Source organism: Streptomyces sp. 130, from assembly GCF_007096885.1.
Taxonomy (GTDB): Bacteria; Actinomycetota; Actinomycetes; order Streptomycetales; family Streptomycetaceae; genus Streptomyces.
The window spans coordinates 67077-84871 of the sequence record NZ_VJNO01000002.1; the positions used below are offsets into that span (position 1 = coordinate 67077).

The 17795-nt window shown below is 71.3% G+C and carries 14 protein-coding genes and 1 tRNA gene; 10 read left to right on the forward strand and 5 right to left on the reverse strand.

Features of this window, described 5'->3' with window-relative positions; genetic code table 11:
- The first annotated feature begins 22 nt into the window (after positions 1 to 22).
- The 4 genes from FKN01_RS02530 (at position 23) to FKN01_RS02550 (ending at position 5063) form a co-directional block, all read left to right on the forward strand.
- Positions 23 to 964: an ABC-three component system protein gene (locus FKN01_RS02530; RefSeq protein WP_143616046.1), complete on the forward strand. Its 942-nt coding sequence runs from the start codon at positions 23 to 25 to the stop codon at positions 962 to 964.
- Positions 961 to 1251 (forward strand): ABC-three component system middle component 6, encoded by a 291-nt coding sequence (locus tag FKN01_RS02535; protein ID WP_143616047.1) that lies wholly within the window; start codon positions 961 to 963, stop codon positions 1249 to 1251. Before FKN01_RS02530 ends, FKN01_RS02535 begins: the two co-directional genes overlap by 4 nt.
- Positions 1229 to 2980: an ABC-three component system protein gene (locus FKN01_RS02540; RefSeq protein WP_143616048.1), complete on the forward strand. Its 1752-nt coding sequence runs from the start codon at positions 1229 to 1231 to the stop codon at positions 2978 to 2980. The genes FKN01_RS02535 and FKN01_RS02540 overlap by 23 nt, the downstream gene beginning before the upstream one ends.
- Before the next feature lie 940 nt (positions 2981 to 3920).
- Positions 3921 to 5063, forward strand: coding sequence for a Fic family protein (locus FKN01_RS02550; protein ID WP_185992715.1), 1143 nt, complete (start codon positions 3921 to 3923; stop codon positions 5061 to 5063).
- Between the two features lie 292 nt (positions 5064 to 5355).
- On the opposite strand, the gene FKN01_RS02555 is transcribed toward FKN01_RS02550, so the two are convergent.
- On the reverse strand, positions 5356 to 7503 hold the full coding sequence (locus FKN01_RS02555) for a hypothetical protein (protein WP_143616049.1): 2148 nt from the start codon (positions 7501 to 7503) through the stop codon (positions 5356 to 5358).
- Between the two features lie 934 nt (positions 7504 to 8437).
- On the opposite strand from FKN01_RS02555, the gene FKN01_RS32925 reads away from it, so the two are divergent.
- The 5 genes from FKN01_RS32925 (at position 8438) to FKN01_RS32410 (ending at position 10901) form a co-directional block, all read left to right on the forward strand.
- Positions 8438 to 8641, forward strand: a complete 204-nt coding sequence (locus FKN01_RS32925) for a hypothetical protein (protein ID WP_260696742.1) — start codon at positions 8438 to 8440, stop codon at positions 8639 to 8641.
- A 268-nt stretch (positions 8642 to 8909) separates the two neighbouring features.
- The gene (locus FKN01_RS32930) at positions 8910 to 9266 is read left to right on the forward strand and encodes a phosphoribosyltransferase family protein (RefSeq protein WP_260696743.1); all 357 of its coding nucleotides are present in this window, start codon (positions 8910 to 8912) and stop codon (positions 9264 to 9266) included.
- Positions 9267 to 9628: 362 nt separating this feature from the next.
- Positions 9629 to 9871 carry a hypothetical protein gene (locus tag FKN01_RS32935; protein WP_260696744.1) on the forward strand — a complete coding sequence of 81 codons (243 nt, stop codon included), beginning with the start codon at positions 9629 to 9631 and terminating at the stop codon, positions 9869 to 9871.
- Positions 9872 to 10103: 232 nt separating this feature from the next.
- Complete coding sequence (locus FKN01_RS32940; protein ID WP_260696753.1) at positions 10104 to 10397, forward strand: hypothetical protein; 294 nt, start codon at positions 10104 to 10106, stop codon at positions 10395 to 10397.
- A 421-nt stretch (positions 10398 to 10818) separates the two neighbouring features.
- A tRNA-Arg gene (locus FKN01_RS32410) sits at positions 10819 to 10901 on the forward strand.
- Between the two features lie 148 nt (positions 10902 to 11049).
- Here FKN01_RS32410 and FKN01_RS02585 read toward each other — a convergent pair.
- The 3 genes from FKN01_RS02585 to FKN01_RS02595 form a co-directional block, all read right to left on the reverse strand.
- Positions 11050 to 12375 (reverse strand): von Willebrand factor type A domain-containing protein, encoded by a 1326-nt coding sequence (locus tag FKN01_RS02585; RefSeq protein ID WP_260696745.1) that lies wholly within the window; start codon positions 12373 to 12375, stop codon positions 11050 to 11052.
- 363 nt (positions 12376 to 12738) lie between these two features.
- Positions 12739 to 13617: an ABC transporter permease gene (locus tag FKN01_RS02590; protein WP_143616050.1), complete on the reverse strand. Its 879-nt coding sequence runs from the start codon at positions 13615 to 13617 to the stop codon at positions 12739 to 12741.
- Positions 13614 to 16277, reverse strand: coding sequence for an alpha/beta fold hydrolase (locus tag FKN01_RS02595; protein ID WP_185992716.1), 2664 nt, complete (start codon positions 16275 to 16277; stop codon positions 13614 to 13616). The genes FKN01_RS02590 and FKN01_RS02595 overlap by 4 nt, the downstream gene beginning before the upstream one ends.
- 163 nt (positions 16278 to 16440) lie before the next feature.
- Here FKN01_RS02595 and FKN01_RS02600 point away from each other — a divergent pair, with 163 nt between their 5' ends.
- Complete coding sequence (locus FKN01_RS02600; protein WP_143616051.1) at positions 16441 to 16974, forward strand: AAA family ATPase; 534 nt, start codon at positions 16441 to 16443, stop codon at positions 16972 to 16974.
- Here FKN01_RS02600 and FKN01_RS02605 read toward each other — a convergent pair.
- Complete coding sequence (locus FKN01_RS02605) at positions 16971 to 17600, reverse strand: DUF4291 domain-containing protein (protein WP_143616052.1); 630 nt, start codon at positions 17598 to 17600, stop codon at positions 16971 to 16973. The two genes, FKN01_RS02600 and FKN01_RS02605, sit on opposite strands and share 4 nt — an antisense overlap.
- Positions 17601 to 17795: the final 195 nt, after the last annotated feature.

Consider the following 17795-nt stretch of genomic DNA (forward strand, 5'->3'; position numbering starts at 1 on the left):
CTTCGACGGGGGAATCGACCACGTGGACTTCACTCAGCGCATGCTGGCACAGCTCACCCTGCGCCAGCAGCTCACGGATATACCGGGCGAGAGCTTCGAGCAGCTGATCCACAAGCTTCTGAGCCTGCGGCACCCCGACTTCGTGCCCGTACGCACACACGGAAATCTCGGCGACATGGGCGCCGACGGGCTGCTCCTGTGGGACCGAGTGCTCTGGGCGTGCTACTCACCGCAGACCGACGACATCGCCCGGGTCAAGCGCAAGTTCGCCTCGGATCTGGAGAAGGCGCTCGTGAAACGGCCGGATGCCTTCGACATCTTCCGCTTCGCGGTCAACGATCTCAAGGGCGTGCATCCGGAGTTGAGCGTGATGATGTCCGAGGCTCAGGAAAAGCTGCGCCCGCGCCGGGTGGAGCACTACGGCTGGCACCGCCTGTGGAACGACGTCATGCGACTGGACAGAATCGCCACGGAAGATCTCCTCGGCTGTGAGCTGCCGGTCCAGGACAAGACGTACGGCATCGGACTCACCGATCTCGAGGCGCTGCTTGCCCGGCTCGGTGAGCAGCGGCGCACGTCGCAGCCGCTCGCGGCCCTCCCTGAAGTCAACAAGTACAAGATCGAGTGGAACGGTCTGTCCGGTGACGTCCGCGGCGCGCTGATCCAGGGGATCGGGCATAGCCACCTCGTCGAGGGGTACTACGCCGGGCTCGGTGCACCGGACGAGGCGGACCGGGTCGCCCAGGGGTTCCGGGTGTACTACGACCAGGTCCGAGCCGACACCGATGACCAGGACAGGCTGTGGGCCGCACTGCAGGAGTACATCCTCGGAAACGCCGCACCGAGCCTGAACTCGATGTACTGCGCCTGGATCGTCATCGCCCACTTCTTCCAGCGGTGCGACGTCTTCGACGTACCACCCGACGGCTGGATTCCGGGCGCGGTGGACCGGAGCGCTGCGTGATCACGCCGACGAAGGGCATCTCCCCGGACCGCTCCCTGCTCGCCGTCGGTGCGCAGATCCTGCGGGTCCTCGACATGCCGATGACCGTTACCCAGACCTGGTCGAGATTCCGCGCCGAACGTGTCCGGCTCGGCCACCACTCTCCGGTCTCCTTCCAGTGGTTCGTCCTCGGGCTCGATGTGCTGTACACGCTCGGTGTGATCGAATTCCGCGACGATCTGCTGACGAGAAGGCGAGCCGACTCGCCGACCAGAAGGAGGGACGATGCTGCGTCGTCTGAGCGCTGACGATCCTCGGTTCCGCCCCGTTGAGTTCCGGCGCGGTCTCAATCTTCTGGTCGCCGAGGCCCACCCCGGGTCGAGAAAGACGGACAGTCGCAACGGCACCGGCAAGTCCAGCCTGGTAGAGCTGCTGCATTTCACCCTGGGGGCTCAGGCCGGTAAACGCAGCCTGCCCGGCCACACCCGGCTTCGGCGCACTCTCTTCACGCTGACCATGGACTGGCCCGGGCACGAGGAGCCGGTACGAGTGAGCAGGCGCGGTGCCCAGCAGGGCATCGTCCTGACCGACGCTCCAGACGGCATCGAGGGCGAGGCCGGAGGGCTCTTCGCGTTCAACCTCACCCGTGAGATGCCTGTGACGGAGTGGAGAACACGGATCGAGACGAACCTCTTCCGGCTGCCCGCCGACCACCCCGGCATCTCGGGGCGCGCCCTGCTGTCGCTTCTCGTACGCCGCGTCGGATCACACGCCTTCAACGACCCGGTGCGGACCTATCCGCAGCAGCCGACAGCCGAGGCTGCGGCCAACCTCGCCTACCTCCTCGGCCTGGACTGGCGGCTCGCCGCCGGCTACCGCGACATCGCCGCACGGGAAGCGACCCGACGGCAGCTGCGGTCAGCGATGAACGACCCGTCCTGGCACCAGGTCGTTGGCACGACGGCGGACCTGCGCGGCCGGATCATCGTCGCGGAGGGTGACGTGAACCGGCTCCGCGAGCAAATTGCCTCCTTCCGCGTTGTGCCCGCTTACGCAGAACTTCAGGCGCGTGCCGACGGGTTGGACAAGAGAGTCCGCTCGCTCCCGGAGCAGGACGTGATCGACCGTCGGAACCTGGCGGAACTACGGCGGGCGGTGGAGGAGGCAAACGAACCAGACACGGCGTACGTGGACGCCATGTACCGGGAAATGGGCGTTGTTCTGCCCGACCGGGTACACCGCTCCTTCGAGGACGTACGCGGCTTCCACGCGTCCATCGTCCGCAACCGCCGCCGCTACCTCGCCGACGAGATCGAGGAGACGCAGGCCAGACTCACGGCGCGCGAACACGAGCGCGCCCGTCTCGGTGAGGAGCTCACCGAGACACTGAGCGCACTGCGCGACGGAGGTGCCCTCGACGGCCTCACGGCGCTCCAGCAGTTGCTTGCCCAGAAACAGGCGGCGCTCGAAGCGCTGCGCAAACAGCATGAGACGGCGCAGTTCATGGAGGCCAGCCAGCGGGAGATCACGGCGCAGCGCGTCGAGCTCCAGGAGGAACTGGAGCTCGACCTGGAGGAGCGCGGCGAGCAGACCCGGGAGGCCACCTGGCTCTTCGCTCGCTTCGCTCGCCGCCTCTACGGACAGGACCGACAGGCATACCTCACCATCAGGGCCGGCACCAGCAGCTTGGAAATCTCCGCACATGTCGACAGTCAAGGCAGCGTCGGCATCAACAAAATGGTGATCTTCTGCCTTGATCTCACGACCGCGGTGATCGCCCTCCGCCACGACCGTGGGCCCGGCTTCCTAGTCCACGACAGCCATCTCTTCGACGGGGTGGACGACCGCCAGGTGACTGAGGCGTTGATGCTGGCGTCCGAGGTCGCCGAGGAGGAAGGTCTCCAGTACATCGTGACGTTCAACTCGGACAAGCTGGAACGCGCCCGCCTGGGCGGCTTCGACCCCTCCCCCTACCTCATCGAGCCCCGCCTGACCGACGCCTACGACGAAGGCGGACTGTTCGGGTTTCGCTTCTGACTCGACCATCGCCCCTCACTGGCAGCACACGACCCACACCATCTTGTCTCCGGGGTGGTGCGGGCCGTGTCCCGCCAGTCGTCAGCGAGCGCCTCGACGAGGCACAATCCACGCCCCGACTCGCCAGTACTACCGGGGTGTTGTGGCGTCGGTCACCTGTCGCCCAGGCGTTCGCGGTCGGCTCGGCGATGAGGAAGGTGACAGTGGTGATGAGGCCGCCGTCTCGAAGATCGTACGGAGACTGGGGCACGGCGAGCCAGTCCCCGGCGACGCGGCGGACGCCCGGGCGCCGCGACGTGTGGTGGCGTAGAGAGACGTGAAGCTCCAGAGGTCGGCATGCGCGCCTGATTTGGGGGCCACGGCCCCGACGTGCCCGATCTTCCGTGGGGAGCATGGCCGTCCGGCGGTGCGGGCAGGCCGTCCGGGTGGTCGGCCTGACTTGTACGCGTATTGTCCGGCCGTGACGTACGCGAGCGGCGCTCGGTGGGCAGGAGATCCACAGACAGCACGGCTGGGCTGCGGCCCCTCTGCGCAACCCGTGTCCCGACACCCCTCGGGACCTGGAAACCCGCGCTCGAACTTCTCTCCAAAACGCCGGACGACCGCCCGTTCCACGCCGGCGGGGTCTGGCGGCGGCTTGCCACCTGGCTCCCCAAACGCGGCGCCCCGGCAGCTGCACTCACTCCCTGGGCCGAGGTCGACCCACTGCGCCCCTTCCGTCACCCGATGGGGCCGAATGCACGTCCGGTCCGCTCATGGGCAAGACCTTCACGACCGGGTCAGCCGGGCTAATGCCTGCATCCACCACCTGCGCTGCGGAAGAAGGGGAGGCTGCACGCCACAGCCAGAAGCTCACAGCAGCGACGGAGCTGCGGACCCGGGCAAAGCCTCACATCAGCGCCAGGTTGACTTCGTGACACAATTATCATGTCATTGAGTCATGCTGTATGCGACTCCCTCCCTGGACGCCGACGACCAGCGAGCCCTCGACGAGATCGAGAGCATGCGCCGCTCCCTGCGCCACATGCTCCGCGCCACCCCTCGCTGGACCCGCCAGCTGCGCCGCAACCTCACCGCCCGCGCGATCGCCGGGTCGAACACCATCGAGGGGTACGCCGCGACGGTCGACGACGTAGAAGCCCTCATGTCCGGCGAGGAACCGCTGGAGACCGGCGAACGGACCCGCGCCGAGCTGGAGGGCTACCAGCGCGGCATGACCTACATCCAGGCCCTCGCCGACGCAGGAGACGACTTCCGCTACGACGCCGGCCTACTCAACGGCCTGCACTTCATGCTCCAAGGCCACCACCTCGACAAGCGCCCCGGCCGCTGGCGCGACGGACCCGTCTACGTCACCAGCCCCGACGATCCGCTGGTCCCGGCGTACACCGCTCCGGACCATGCAGACGTCCCCGCGCTGATGTCGGAGTTCATCGACTGGCTCAACGAGGGCGACCTCCACGCCCCCGTCCATGTCCGCGCCTCCATGGCCCACCTCAACCTCGTCAAGATCCACCCATGGAAGGACGGCAACGGACGCATGTCCCGTGCCCTGTCCACCCTCGTGTTCTCCCGCGAGGCCCTGATGCCGCCCGAATTCTCCTCCATCGAGGAATGGCTCGGCCGGGGGCAGAACACCTACGCCTATTACCAGGTCCTGGAGGATGTGGGCGGCCCGCACTGGAGCCCCGAACGGGACACTCGCCCCTGGATCCGGTTCTGCCTGACCGCTCACCACCGCCAGGCCCAGCAGGCCCAGCGGCGCTTCGACGTGATGTCCCGCGCCTGGACCCGTCTGGTCGAATCCGTCGAAGCGACGGGCATGGACGAGCGTGTCGTCTACGCCCTCCTACCCGCCTTCTCGGACGCGAAGGTCCGCCGCACGGTCTACCAGCAGGACGCCGACCTCAGCGACCAACAGGCCATCCGCGACATCCGCGAGCTCGTCACCCGCGGCTGGCTCATCCCCCATGGCAAGGCGCGCGCCCGCTACTACGCCCCCGGGCCCCTCATGGACCCGGTCCGGGACGAGGTCCGCCAGTCCATGGAGCCGTACACGGATCCCTACCGGCGAGAGCGGTGACCCACCCATTCTCGATTGTCATGCCGCCAAGGTGGCCGAGGCGTTCCGCATCTCGTCGGGCCGCCGCCGCAGGTCTTGCTCCTGGCCACTGATGCACTGCGCGTACCTGGTGAACTGTACGTCGTCGACGACTGGCCGGCCCGATTCGGCCGGATGCCCGAGGCCATGGAGAACCTCGTTCTCGGCGTCATACCCGTTCACATGCCGGAACCCAAGTCGACCGGGGCGCCCGAGTAGGCCGGGGCGCAGGGGAACGTCCCGCGCCGCCGGCACGACGCTCGTGGTCGTCCGCTCAGGACGTCGCGGCGTTCCTGAACGTGGCGAGGAGCGCTCGGGCGCGGCCCCGGAAGGCTTCGTCCTGGCGGATGATGCGGTTCTCGACTCCCGAGCGGACGACACGGGCGTCGCCGTCGGCGAGGACTTCGAGTCGGCGCAGGTGGTCGCCGTTCAGGGCTGCGCCTCCGAGGGCTTCCATAGCGTCGCAGGCCCCTGCCGGATCGGCGTCCCACTCGGCCGAGGCCAGGACGGCGGAGGCGAGTGCGGCGTGGTCCAGAGCGGCAGGGTCCGCCACGGCTACGAGGGCCAGGACGACGGCCGGCGCCTGCACCGGATCGCTGAGGGCCGCCTCCAGCCTGGCGGTGAGCGGACGGCCGGCGGGGCCGAGGAGCGCGGTCGCCCGGGCGGCCCTCACCACCGACCAGCGGGCCCACTGGCTCTGCGCGGCGCGGTCGAAGACCGACGCGAGGACGGCGACGACAGGTTCAGGGTCTCCTGTGACGCGCCACAGGGCTTCGGCGAGGGCCGTGTCCGTGTCCAGCGCGAGCGTGGTGTCCTTGCCCGGATCACTGAGCGCCTCACGCAGGCGTGGTGCCAGAGCCGCTCCGCAGGAACCGAGTACGGCAGCGGTCCTGGCTGCGTTGCGCGGGTCGCGGCCACCCCGGCCGAGTTCCTGTTCGAGGCATCGCAGTAGCGGCGCGGGTTCGCCCGTGAGGTCGTACAGGGCCTTCACCGCCGGGAGGACGTCCCGCTGTGCTGCAGCTCGCAGCGCGGTGACGGCCGTGTCGCGATCCGCTGGAGCGCAGTCTGCCGCGACGGAGGCAAGGGCACGGGTGGCCTGGCCGGGAATATGGGGGATCGCTGCGCACAGCTCGGGCAGCGCAGCCGCCGCCTCGGCGCCCCACCCGGCCAACAGGCTGGTCAGCTGCCATGGTTCGTTGCCGCTGAGCGCCGCGGGCTGGGAGAGGCGGGAGCGAACGGCATCGAGGAGTTCCCTGTCGAACGGGAAGGCCGCGCTCTCCGCGTCCCACAGTCCGGTCGCTGCGTCGAGGGCACGCGGGCGGTGCCCGAGGCCGGCGGCGAGGAGCGGGGCAGCCTGCTCGGGTGCGACGAGCACGAGTGCGGCCAGAGCACGGTCGGCATGATCGTCCTCCCGGTCCAGGTTCCGTCCGGCAAGAGGGGCGAGCACGTCCGCAGCGGGTTCGGCGGCGCGGCCCAGCCGCGCCAGGAGAGACGCCATGTCCACCACTGCCTTGTCGTCGACAGCCGCCGCACGCAGGCTCTCCGCCAACTGCTGCGGGGCACTGCGGGAGAGCATGCAGGCGCGGTCGGCTGCCCAGGTGCCTTCGGCCCGAACCTCGGCCCGGCTGTCGCGCAGGGCCGCGTCGACCAGGGCGAACGCCGCCTCCCGCTCCGGTCCGTGATCCCGCCCCAGGAGAGCCTCGACGACAGCGGCCAGCGGCTCGCCGCGTTCGAGGTCGAAGTCGGAGCGCAAGGAGTCGGCCGGCAGGAGCGACAGCATCGTCGCGTGCAGGGAATCAGACCACGGAGCGCCTGAGTCGAGGCAGGCGAAGAGGGCGGCCAGCCGCACCACGGCAGGCTGGGACGGGTCCAGGACGGAAACCGCCTCAGCCGCTGCACGCTCCGGGTCGAGCCGAGCGATCGCGGCCAGGACCTCGGCCCGGACTGCGGGCTCTGTCTCCTCCGCCCAGCGGATCTCCAGGGCGGGCAGGGCGGTTCTGCCGTCGCGGGTGTGTGAAACCGCCCAGGCGGCGGTCTGCCGGACGTCCGACTCGGCATCGGCCAGCAACGGCAGAAGCAGCTCCAACTGCGCGGCCACGGCCGCCCGAACACCACCCGGCGCCACCCCGTACTCGTCCTCGCTCTCGGCCATGCCACCGAGCAACCCCAGGACGTCAGCCGTACGGTGGCCCGCCGCCGCGATCCTGGCGAGGAACGGCACCGCTTCCGCGCTGGCCGCGTAGACCGTCCCCTGATGCAGCACGCTCCCGTACAGCTCCGACAACGCTTCGGACGCCGCAGCGGCGTCCGTACCTGTAAAAGCCCGGAGCAGGTCGGGAAGGTCTTCCGCGCTGCCGTACGCGTGGGAGGAAGAAGCCCAGGGCACAGCGTCCAGGCCATCGAGCGGGTGTACGAGATCCATGCGGGTTATGGTGCCACCCGCCCCTGACAGAGCCACCTGCAGCCAGCTGCAAGGCTCCTTGGGCATCCTTCCCACTGGTCGCAGTAACCGGGCGCGTCACGCGACGGCCTATCGGGCCCAACGGCCTTCAAGGCGCCGCTCGGTCGGCAACGCACGATAAGCGTCCGTCGAAGCGTCACCGTGCCCGAGCGTCTCTCGCCGAAGAGACTGCGGCACGAACAGGGCCGACGCTCGAAGGCAACCGTGGTCCGGGGGGCCTGGGGCCCTTCGATGTGCTGCTGGAGTTCGGCGATTTGGCCGGTGATGCAGCGGGCGTAGGTGGGGAGCAGGACCGGGACGCTGTCGCCGGCCCAGTCGGCGACCTGGGCGGGCGGGATGCCGTTGTTGAGTCAGGTGGTCAGGCAGGTGTGGCGGAGGTCGTACACGCGCTTACCGACGGGCGAGTCGTACTCGTGCTCGGGCAGGACGGCCTTTCGGGCGGCGACGGCCGACTTCACGGACGCGGTACGGATATACGGGCCTGGCGTACGGCTTGCCGCCCTGACCGGCAGCTGCGGCGAGGGCGGTTGGATCGCCGGCTGGTCCGACCTGGACCTCCTCTTGGTTGCCGAGCACGACGCCATCGGCCGGGTCCAGGAGGCCCTGCAGCAGTACCGGACTGCCTTGAACGGTGCGGCCTCCCTCGGCCCCACCCTCGTCACGCCCGGCGAACTGACCGGTCGGCACCTCACCCCGCGCCTGGCGTTCGTCCTCCACCAGTTCCAGCAGGACAGTCCCGTCCTGCACGCCACACCCGACCTCGAACTGCCGACGATCAGCCGAGACGAGCTTGCTTTCGCCGCCGTCCGTGAACTTCCCCAGGTCGTCCTGACCATGCGTCGCCTACGGGCCGACGCGGGGACCGGCTACCCTGCGGCAGCCCTACAAGCACCTCGTGCTCGGCTGCCGCCTCCTCCTGCGCGAGCACAACCAGTGGGAGTCGGGCCCCGACCGGATCCTCGCCCGCGGCCTCCCGTATGCCCTCCCTGGCGGAGATCCCCAGCGCCGGCGCGACGGGGAGACCGAACTCATTCTCAAGCCCGTCACCGCGGCCGTCGACCAGCTCCTCCCCTGGTACGCCGCCCAGCTCGCCGCCTGAACGGCCTCCCCTCTCCTTCCTCCCTCTCCATCCGACAGGAGCTTCGCCATGCCCGAAACCATCGCCGTGCCCTCCTTCTCCGCCCGGATCGTCGAACGCCTGAGCGTCGGAGCCACGAGCCGCCGCGAACGCGTCATCCACTCCCTCGACGGCCTGGAGGACCCGATCCACCCCGACGCACTCGCCAACACCGGGGCCGACCTGTGGCGTCTGCTCCAGGAACAGGTGCCGGACGGGCTCAACTCCGTGGACTTCCTCCTCGGCCTGGATGCCGGCGGCGTCCTGCCGACCGTCTCCCTCGCCGGCGCCGCCCACCTCCCGTACAAGATCGCCTGGAAACTGCACCTCCCGCTCGGCGGCGCAGTTCGCTTCAGCGAGCCCCACGCGATGCGCACCGACGTCTTCGCGTACGGCATCGCCCCCCGGCCAGCGCATCGTCATCGTGGACGACGAGATCACCACCGGCCGGACCCTGGCCGACCTCACCCGCCGCCTCCGCGAGGCCGGCGCCGTTCCGCTGGCGGCGGCCTGCCTGGTGGAGGACACCACCCGCGGAGCCCGCGACCTGCTCGCCGACCTCGGTCTGCCGCTGGTCTCGCTCACCACAATCGAGGGCGCGGCGTGACAGCGGTCGCCCCGGCGGGGATCCGGTTCCACCACGGCTCCCTGGTCATCCCCGCCGGGGCGGTGCACACCACCCCGCTCTAGTACGACCGTGACTGCTTCCCCATCGGCGCACCGCTCCCGCTTGCCGCCTCCGCCGAGCTCGTCCACCGCCTGAGCGGGTGCGGTGAGGTCATGGGGGCCTTCGAGGGGAAGCTCGGCGACACCCTCCTCGCCCTGTCGGGTGTCCGCGCCGTCCTCGACTGGCTACGGCTGCGGTGAGTCCGCGTGGCTGTTCAGGCGGCGGGTCCGTACGCGGGGCTCATCGCCCGCACCGGGCTGATCCGGCAGCCTTAGGCCACTACGCCCAGCGGCTGGCGTGCCGTGATCGGCGACCGTCCCGGCATCGAGGCACACGGCTCGGAGGCAGCGGTGAGCCTGGTGCTCGACCCGGCCGCTCCACCGTGCTGGTCGAGCGACGGTCGAGCCCACCCGGACCTGCCGGCCCGCCACTACCTGGCCCTGGAGCGCCGCCTCGGCATCCGCCTGCCCGACACGGCACCCTTCGCTCCGACCCTCGCGACCGGCCCGAACAACCTCGTGGAGGAACTGCGCTCGGTGGCCTGAACCTCGCCGCCATCACCGCCACTAGCTGTCCGGAGCGCAAGGACTACACCGCCCAGCGCTACATCACCCTCGCCGAGCACGTCGCCGAGGCCCACCAGGCCCAAGCCCGGCTGCTGCTCATCGGCGGCAACCCGGGCGACGGCCTCCGCATCACCGCGGAGGCTCCCCGACGCCACGTGCAGGTCCTCCGCCTCCGGCCGACCACCTCGCCGAACTCTTCCCGCACTGCCACCTGAGCGTCGACAACGACACTGGCCTCACCCACCTCGCCGCAATGGCCCCCGGCCGGGACGGAACCTCCCCGCCCGACATCGGCTTGTACGCGCACCACAGCCACAGCAAGTGGCGCACCGGCCTGCCGCACCACCACGCCGTCGCCACCGACCTGTCCGACCGCATGCACCAGGGCGACCTCTGCCCCGTCCGCGACGCCATCACTCCGGACACGAACATCCACATGGACGCTTTCCCGCCAGCCGCACTGGCCCAGGTCTGCATCGAACTACTCAACGGGGTGAGGCCATGACCTTCCAGTCTCTCCTCCGCCTGGGTCCGGTACGGCGCTTCACCCGCAACCTGCTCAGCCCCGTCGACTCCTCGGCCGCCCACTGCTCCTGAAATACACCCGCGACCCGGCCGAGGCCCGCGAGGAGATCCGCGGCCACGCGCGCCTGGCCCGGCACTACCGCGTCCCCGCCCTCCACGCCCACCTCAAAGAATTTGCCGGGAAAGGGGAGTCGAAGGCAGAGCAGGCACTGAGCGACGCTCTGCATGACGCCGCGCAGACCGAAGAGCAACTCCATTTTAGTCTCGTTCCACCGCCGAGGAAGGAGGGCTACCAGCAACCGGCAGCTCTCCAACCCGGCAGGCTTATGGCCGCTACTGTTTGCACGCCCGTCCCGAAAACGCCCGAAGTTTTCGGGAGCGGCCAGCGACTGAGCACATTCGCCCAGGTCAGAGGGACCCCACTCCCCCATCCACCAAGTGCCTTCTAAGCGCTTGGCCGCAGGTTCGAGTCCTGCCGGGGGCGCCTCGGCGCAGCCGTCCGCGCCGGACCTCCCCCCGGGGGAGGCTCCTTTTTCCGCGGGGCACAGCACGCTAGCGCGGACCGTGTAGTGACGGCGTAAACGCCGCCGGAGCCCTGGGAGAGCGCGCCGCTCTCCCAGGGCTCCTCCCCGTCAGTCCATCTCGCCCTCGCCCGCGTCCTCCACGGTGTGACCGCTCCTCTTCAGCCGGTCCGCGCGGCCGATGGCGTCGGCCAGTTTCGTGACCGAGGCGTCCTCGGTCGTCCTGGCCAGCCTCTCGGCCCGGTCGGCGAGTTCGCCGAGGCCCGGGGTGCCCGGCAGGCCGGTGCCGCGCAGGTTCTCCGCGAAGTACGCGGCGACAGCCGTCACCTGGAGGCGGGAGCTCCGGCCGCCCCAGAGCTTGCCGGTGATCGCCCCGGTCGCCACGGAGCCGGTCTTCTCGTGCGGCTCGCGGGTCTCCGGGTCGAGCCAGCGCACGGTCGCGGTGGCGACATGGCCGGAGGCGCCGTCGCGCAGCCGCACCGCGTACAGGGCGGTGACGGTGTGGCCGGGGCCGACCTCGCCGCCGTCCACGGTGTCGTCGCGGAAGTCGTCGTCGGCGACCTCGCGGTCCTCGTAGCCGAGCAGCTTGAACTTCTCGACGGTCTCCGGGTCGAAGGCGACCTGGGCCTTGGCGTCCCGGGCGGTCAGTTCGAGGTGGGCGGGGAGCTGGTGCACGAAGACCTTGCGGGCCTGCTCCTCGTCGGCGATGTACGTGGTGTGGCCGTCGCCCTTGTTGGTCAGCTCCTCCATGAACGCGTCGCCGTAGTCGCTGCCGACGCCCACGCCGAACAGGGTGATGCCGTACTCGCGGCGGGCCGAGGCGATCCGTTCCAGGATGTCGTCCGCCTTGGTGTCGCCGGTGTTGGCCAGCGCGTCGGAGAGCAGGACGACGCGGTTGTTGACGCCCTTGCGGCGGCCCTCCACCGCTTCCTCGTAACCGCGCTCGATGCCCGCCCCGACGTTGGTGGAGGCGGCGGGTTCCAGCGAGTCGACCGCGTCGCGGATCTCGCGCCTGTGGCCGCTCAGCCGGGTCATGGGCAGGACGGTCTCCGCCTCGTCGCTGAAGGTGACCAGGCTGATCGAGTCGTCGTCGCGCAGTTCGTCGGTGAGGATGCCGAGCGAGGTCCTGACCAGGCCGAGCCGGTCGGGCGAGTCCATCGAGCTGGAGACGTCGACCACGAAGGTGAGGGCGGCCGGGGGCCGTTCGGCGGTGGCCGGCGCCGCCTTGGTCGCCAGGCCGACCCGGACCAGCGACCAGTCACCGTCCTCGCCGGCGGCCCGGGCCCCGTCCATGGAGACCGAGAAGCCGTTGCCCTCGGGGCGGTGGTAGCCCTGGCGGAAGCTGTTGACGAACTCCTCGGGCCGTACGGTCTCCGGTCCGGGGAGCAGGCCGTCGGCGAGGGTGCGGCGGGCGTAGCCGTACGAGGCGGTGTCCACGTCCAGCGCGAAGGTGGAGAGGTAGTCGGGCCGGGCGGTCTCCTTCAGCCGGTCCGCGCCGCCCTCGTCGTTCTTCGCCCCGCCCGTGTAGGGGGGGCGCGGGCGCCACGGGCCGCCGCTTGTCGGTGGTCGTCACGCCCTCGTCGTCCGTTCCCGAGCAGCCGGTGAGCAGGACGCCCGCCGCGAGCAGCAGCCCTGCTCCGGCCCGGTACTTCCGTGTGCGGTGTGCCATGCCGTACCCCCTGTGTCGTCACGTCAGCACGTGTGGATGTGACGTGCGAGGGGGCGGTCCGGACCGGACGAAAGCGTTGCGGAACGGTCTCGATGCGGCAACGACGGGCGCCAGCCGGCGGAAGGCCGAGGTCAGGACACGATGTCCTTACGGCTGAACCCGCGGAACGCGAAAGCGAGCAGGATCAGGGCATACGTCACCGATACGGCCGCGCCCTTCGCCATGCCGCCCCACTCGATGGCGGGCTGGAGCGCGTCCGCCCAGGCGAACTGCCAGTGGGCGGGCAGGAAGTCGCGCCAGGAGCCGAGCGCGGTCACGGCGTCGAGCACGTTGCCGACGATGGTCAGCCCGACCGCCCCGCCCACCGCGCCGAGCGGGGCGTCCGTCCTGGTCGACAGCCAGAACGCGAGCCCGGCGGTCACCAGCTGGGACACGAAGACGAACGCGACGACCAGCGCGAGGCGCGGCACCGCGTCCCCGGCCGGCAGCGCTCCGCCGGTCGGCAGCTGGAGCGGCCCCCAGCCGTAGGCCGCCGCGCCCGCCGCGAGCGCGACGAGCGGCAGCAGGACGATCGCGGCGAGGCTGAAGCCCAGCGCGACGACGAGCTTGCTCCACAGCAGCCTGGCCCGGGGCACGGGCGCGGCCAGCAGATAGCGCAGCGAGGACCAGCTCGCCTCGGAGGCCACGGTGTCGCCGCAGAACAGCGCGACCGGGACGACGAGCAGGAAGCCCGCCGAGACGAACAGGCAGGTCGCGGCGAAGTTCGCGGCGGACGCGGTCGCCGTGTCCATCAGGGTGATCCGGTCGCCGCCGCCGGGCCCCCCGTCCGGGGTGCCGCCGATCGCGAACGCGATGATCAGGACGAACGGCAGCGCGGCCAGCACCCCGCCCATGAGCAGGGTCCGGCGCCGGCGGAGCTGCCGGACCGCCTCGACGCGCAGCGGGAGGGTGTGGCGGGCCCGGTAGCCGGGCGCCTCGGGGGCCTCGGTGAGGCCGGCGGCGGTGCTCATGCGGAGCCTCCGGAGATCAGGGTGAGGAAGGCGTCCTCCAGGCGGCGGTGCGGGCCGACGCCGGTCAGCGGCACGTCGAGGCGGACCAGCTCGGCGATCAGCTGCGGCGAGGTCGCGCCGTCGAGCCGGACGAGCAGCCCGTGCCCGTCGTCGGTGCGGACGGCGGAGCCGATGCCCGGCAGGGCGGCGACCTTCTCCACGACGGGTTCGGTGAGCGGGTCGGCGGCGGTGACCAGGAGCATGTCTCCGGAACCGGTGATCTCGGCGACGGGGCCCGCCTGGACGAGCCTGCCCCGGTCCATGACGACCAGATGCGTGCAGGACTGCTCGACTTCGGACAGGAGGTGGCTGGAGACGATCACGGTGCGACCGCCGGCGGCGTACCGGATCATCACGTCCCGCATCTCGCGGATCTGCGGCGGGTCCAGCCCGTTGGTCGGCTCGTCCAGGATGAGCAGGTCCGGCATGCCGAGCATGGCCTGGGCGATGGCGAGCCGCTGCCGCATGCCCTGGGAGTACGTGCGCACGGCGCGGGCCAGGGCGTCTCCGAGCCCGGCGATCTCCAGGGCCTCGTCGATGCGCGCGTCCTCGTCGGGGCGGCCGGTGGCCTTCCAGTACAGCTCCAGGTTGGCGCGCCCGGACAGGTGCGGCAGGAAGCCCGCGCCCTCCACGAAGCAGCCGACCCGGGACAGCACGGGCGCGCCGGGGCGGATGGCCCGCCCGAAGACGCGGATCTCGCCGGCGTCGGGGGTGATGAGCCCCATGAGCATGCGCAGGGTGGTGGTCTTGCCGGCGCCGTTGGGTCCCAGCAGGCCGAGCACCTGGCCCTTCTCGACGCGGAAGGAGAGGTCGCGCACGGCGTACCTGTCGGAGGACTTGGCGTACTTCTTGGCCAGGCCGGTGATCTGGAGCGGTACGTCGGCGAGCGCGGGGTCGGGTGCGGGCGTCGCGGTACGGCGCCGGGCGGTGAGCAGCAGGGCGGCGGCGATCACCAGGGCGGCGGCCGGCAGCGCCCAGGTCCACCAGGGCAGTGCGGCCGAGGCGGTTTTCAGGCCGGGCGCGGTGGGAAGCGTGAGGGGCCCGTCGAGGGAGACGGTGTACGTGGCCGGCTCGGCCGGGGACGCGTAGCCGAGGTCGGTCGCGGCGAGGACGAGGCGGAGGCGGTGGCCGGCGTCGAGTTCGTGGTCGACGGCGGGCAGGGTCAGCTCGACCGGCTCGCCCTGCCGCTCGGGCGTGATCCGGTACGGCGCGACGAGCTGGGCGGGCAGCACCTGCCGCTTCCCGTCCGGCGACACGTCGTACACCTTGCCGAAGAGAACGGCGTCGCCGTGGTCGGCCTTCACCGTCACCCGGACCGTGGGGGCGCCGGTGACGCGGCGGGCGGTGGGCAGCGGGGCGGAGTCGAAGCGGGCGTACTGGCCGGGGAAGTCGAGGGCGAGGCCGCCGACGCCGAGGGCGGAGAGCTGGGCGAGCGAGCCTCCGGCGCCGGGCACGGCGGAGACCGAGGGCGGGTTGGCCCCGGCGGGGTTGCCGATCTTCTGGGTGCGCCCGTGCAGTGCGACGGTCTCGGGGCCGCTGTGCAGCCCCGGGTAGGTGTCGCCGCTCGCGCCCCGGGTGAGGGCGGCGCCGTCCGTGGAGTCGATGCCGCCGGTCCGGGTGACGCGGAAGGCGGGGCCGGTGTCGGCGCCCCCTTCCCCCTTCAGATAGCGGTCGAACCAGGTGGTGATCCGCTTCTGTACCCGGCCGGTCTCCATGTCACCCCCGTCGTGCCCGCCGGCCACCCAGTCGACGGAGACGGGGGCGCCGTTGGCGGCGATGGCCTTCGCCATGGCGTCGGCCTGACCCAGCGGGAACAGGGAGTCGGTCTGGCCCTGCACGATGAGCGCGGGAACCTTGATGCGGTCGGCCACGGCGCTCGGGGAGCGCTCGGTGAGCAGGGCGCGGGCGGCGGCGTCCGGCTTGCCGCTGACGGCGACCCGCTCGTACAGGTCGCACAGCTCCTTCTCGAAGTTGCCGCAGCCGCCGCCGGAGTTGACGAAGATCCCGGCCCAGAGTTTCTTGAACACCCCGTCCGGGAAGAGCGCGTCGGCGAGGTTCCAGTAGGTGATCTGCGGGGCGATCGCGTCGACGCGCCGGTCGTATCCGGCGGCGAGCAGCGAGACCGCGCCGCCGTAGGAGGCCCCGGTGATGCCGACGCGCGGGTCGCCCTCGGCGTCGAGCCGTACTTCGGGGCGGCCGGCGAGCCAGTCGATCAGCCGGGACACGTCCTTGACCTCGCGGTCGGGCGCGTTCAGCCCGATCTCACCGCCCGACTTGCCGAAGCCGCGCGCGGACCAGGTGAGGACGGCGTACCCGTCGCGGGCCAGGGCCTCGGCCTGCGCCCGGGTCTCCGCCTTGCTGCCGCCGAAACCGTGGCCGATGAGCACGGCGGGCCGGCGCCCGCCGCCCCCGGCCGTGAAGTAAGAGGTGTCCAGGGAGACTCCGTCGACGCGCATCATCCGGTCCTGGCGGTGCACGGCGGGCCCGCTGTCGTCGGCGACCGCCGTCCAGGTGCCCGCACCGGCGAGCACGAGGAGCGCGGCACCGGCCGCCGCCCATCGGCCTCGGGTGCGGGGCAGCGGTCGCCGCCACCGGGACGTACGCGCGTCGGGGGAGTCCATGCGTCCGACCCTATGCGGCCCGCCGCCCCGTCCCGCCTGCCGCCGGGCGGAACTCCCGGGCATCCTCAAGGCGTACGGAAGCGGGCCTCGTACTCCGGACGCGGTACGCCCCCGTACCGCGATCGCGTCGCGCGACGCCCTCGCGCTCTGGGACGCTGCCCGCATGGAACAGCCGGAAGTACTGCTGATAGGCGGCCGTGCGGGCGTCGGGAAGACCACGGTGGCCTGGGAGGTGTCGGCGCGGCTGCGCGAGGCGGGGGCCGTGCACGCGGTGGTGGACGGGGACTTCATGGGCGCCGTGCATCCCGCGCCGGAAGGCGACCCGCACCGCTCCCTGATCACCGAACGCAATCTGACGGCGGTCTGGGCCAACTACGCGGCCCTGGGCGTGCGCCGCCTCGTCTACACCAACACGGTGTGCGTACTGGCCGACACCGCGCCCATGTTCGAGCGTGCGATGGGGCCCGGTGTGCGGTGCGTGCGGGTGCTGCTGACCGCGACCGACGCGACGGCCGCGCAGCGGCTCGCCGGCCGCGAGATCGGTTCCGAGCTGGAGCACGAACTGCGAAGCAGCCACCGCAAGGCCCGGCTGCTCGACGCACGGGCCCCGGCGGACACCGTCCGGGTGGCGACCGACGGGCGGGCGGTGCCGGACATCGCGCGGCAGCTCGTGGAGCTGACGGGGTGGTGGTCCTAGACAGCGGGCACCGGCAGCGGGGTGCGCCGCGGCAGCGGGTACGGCGTCTCGGCGGGGAGCAGCGCGGTCGCGGCGTCCGTCCCGCCCGCCCTGACCAGCGCGTGGATCTCCCGGGCGAGCGGGGTGACATCGCGGATCGAGACCGTCCACTCGTCCGCGTACCGCCGGGACGCCTCCCCGGCCAGGCCGAGCTGGAGCGAGCGGTACGGGAGCCGGTTCAGGTGGAGGTCGCGCTCGGGGTCCCACTGGACGCGGGCGGGAGCCCGGCGCAGGTCGCGCTGCCAGGTGGCGCGGTCCGGGTGCACGCCGGCTTCGTAGTGGGAGAGTTCGGCGTGCCCGAGCGCCCAGTCGAAGCCCTCGCGGGTGATCTCGACGGCGAGGACGGTCTCCTGGCCCTCCTTCGTCCCCCAGCCGCAGCGGTACATCATCCACAGGAAGCTCGGCTTGATCCACGTCATGCGGTCGCGCTTCCAGGCGGCCGGGAAACGCCCGTCGCGGGCGGCGGGCAGTCCGAGCGAGGGGGTGTACGCCTGGTAGACGGTCACGGTGCCCGCGGTGTGGAGCGCGCGGATCTGGTGCTGGGGCGGGGTGGATACGGGTGTGGACGCGGGCGTGGGTGCGGTCATACGAGCATCACAGCACCGTGCGGTGGGGGACGGCGAACGGTTTCCTCCGGCGGCGCGCTCGGACCGTTGGACCGCATGCGAATGCCATGACATTCGTCATGCGGAGGTCGGTACACGCGGCTCTGCCGGGGAAGGGGTCCGCGTCGGCAGTCTGTACGTGTCGAGAGCGGGAGCCACGAAGGCGCCGCCGCAACG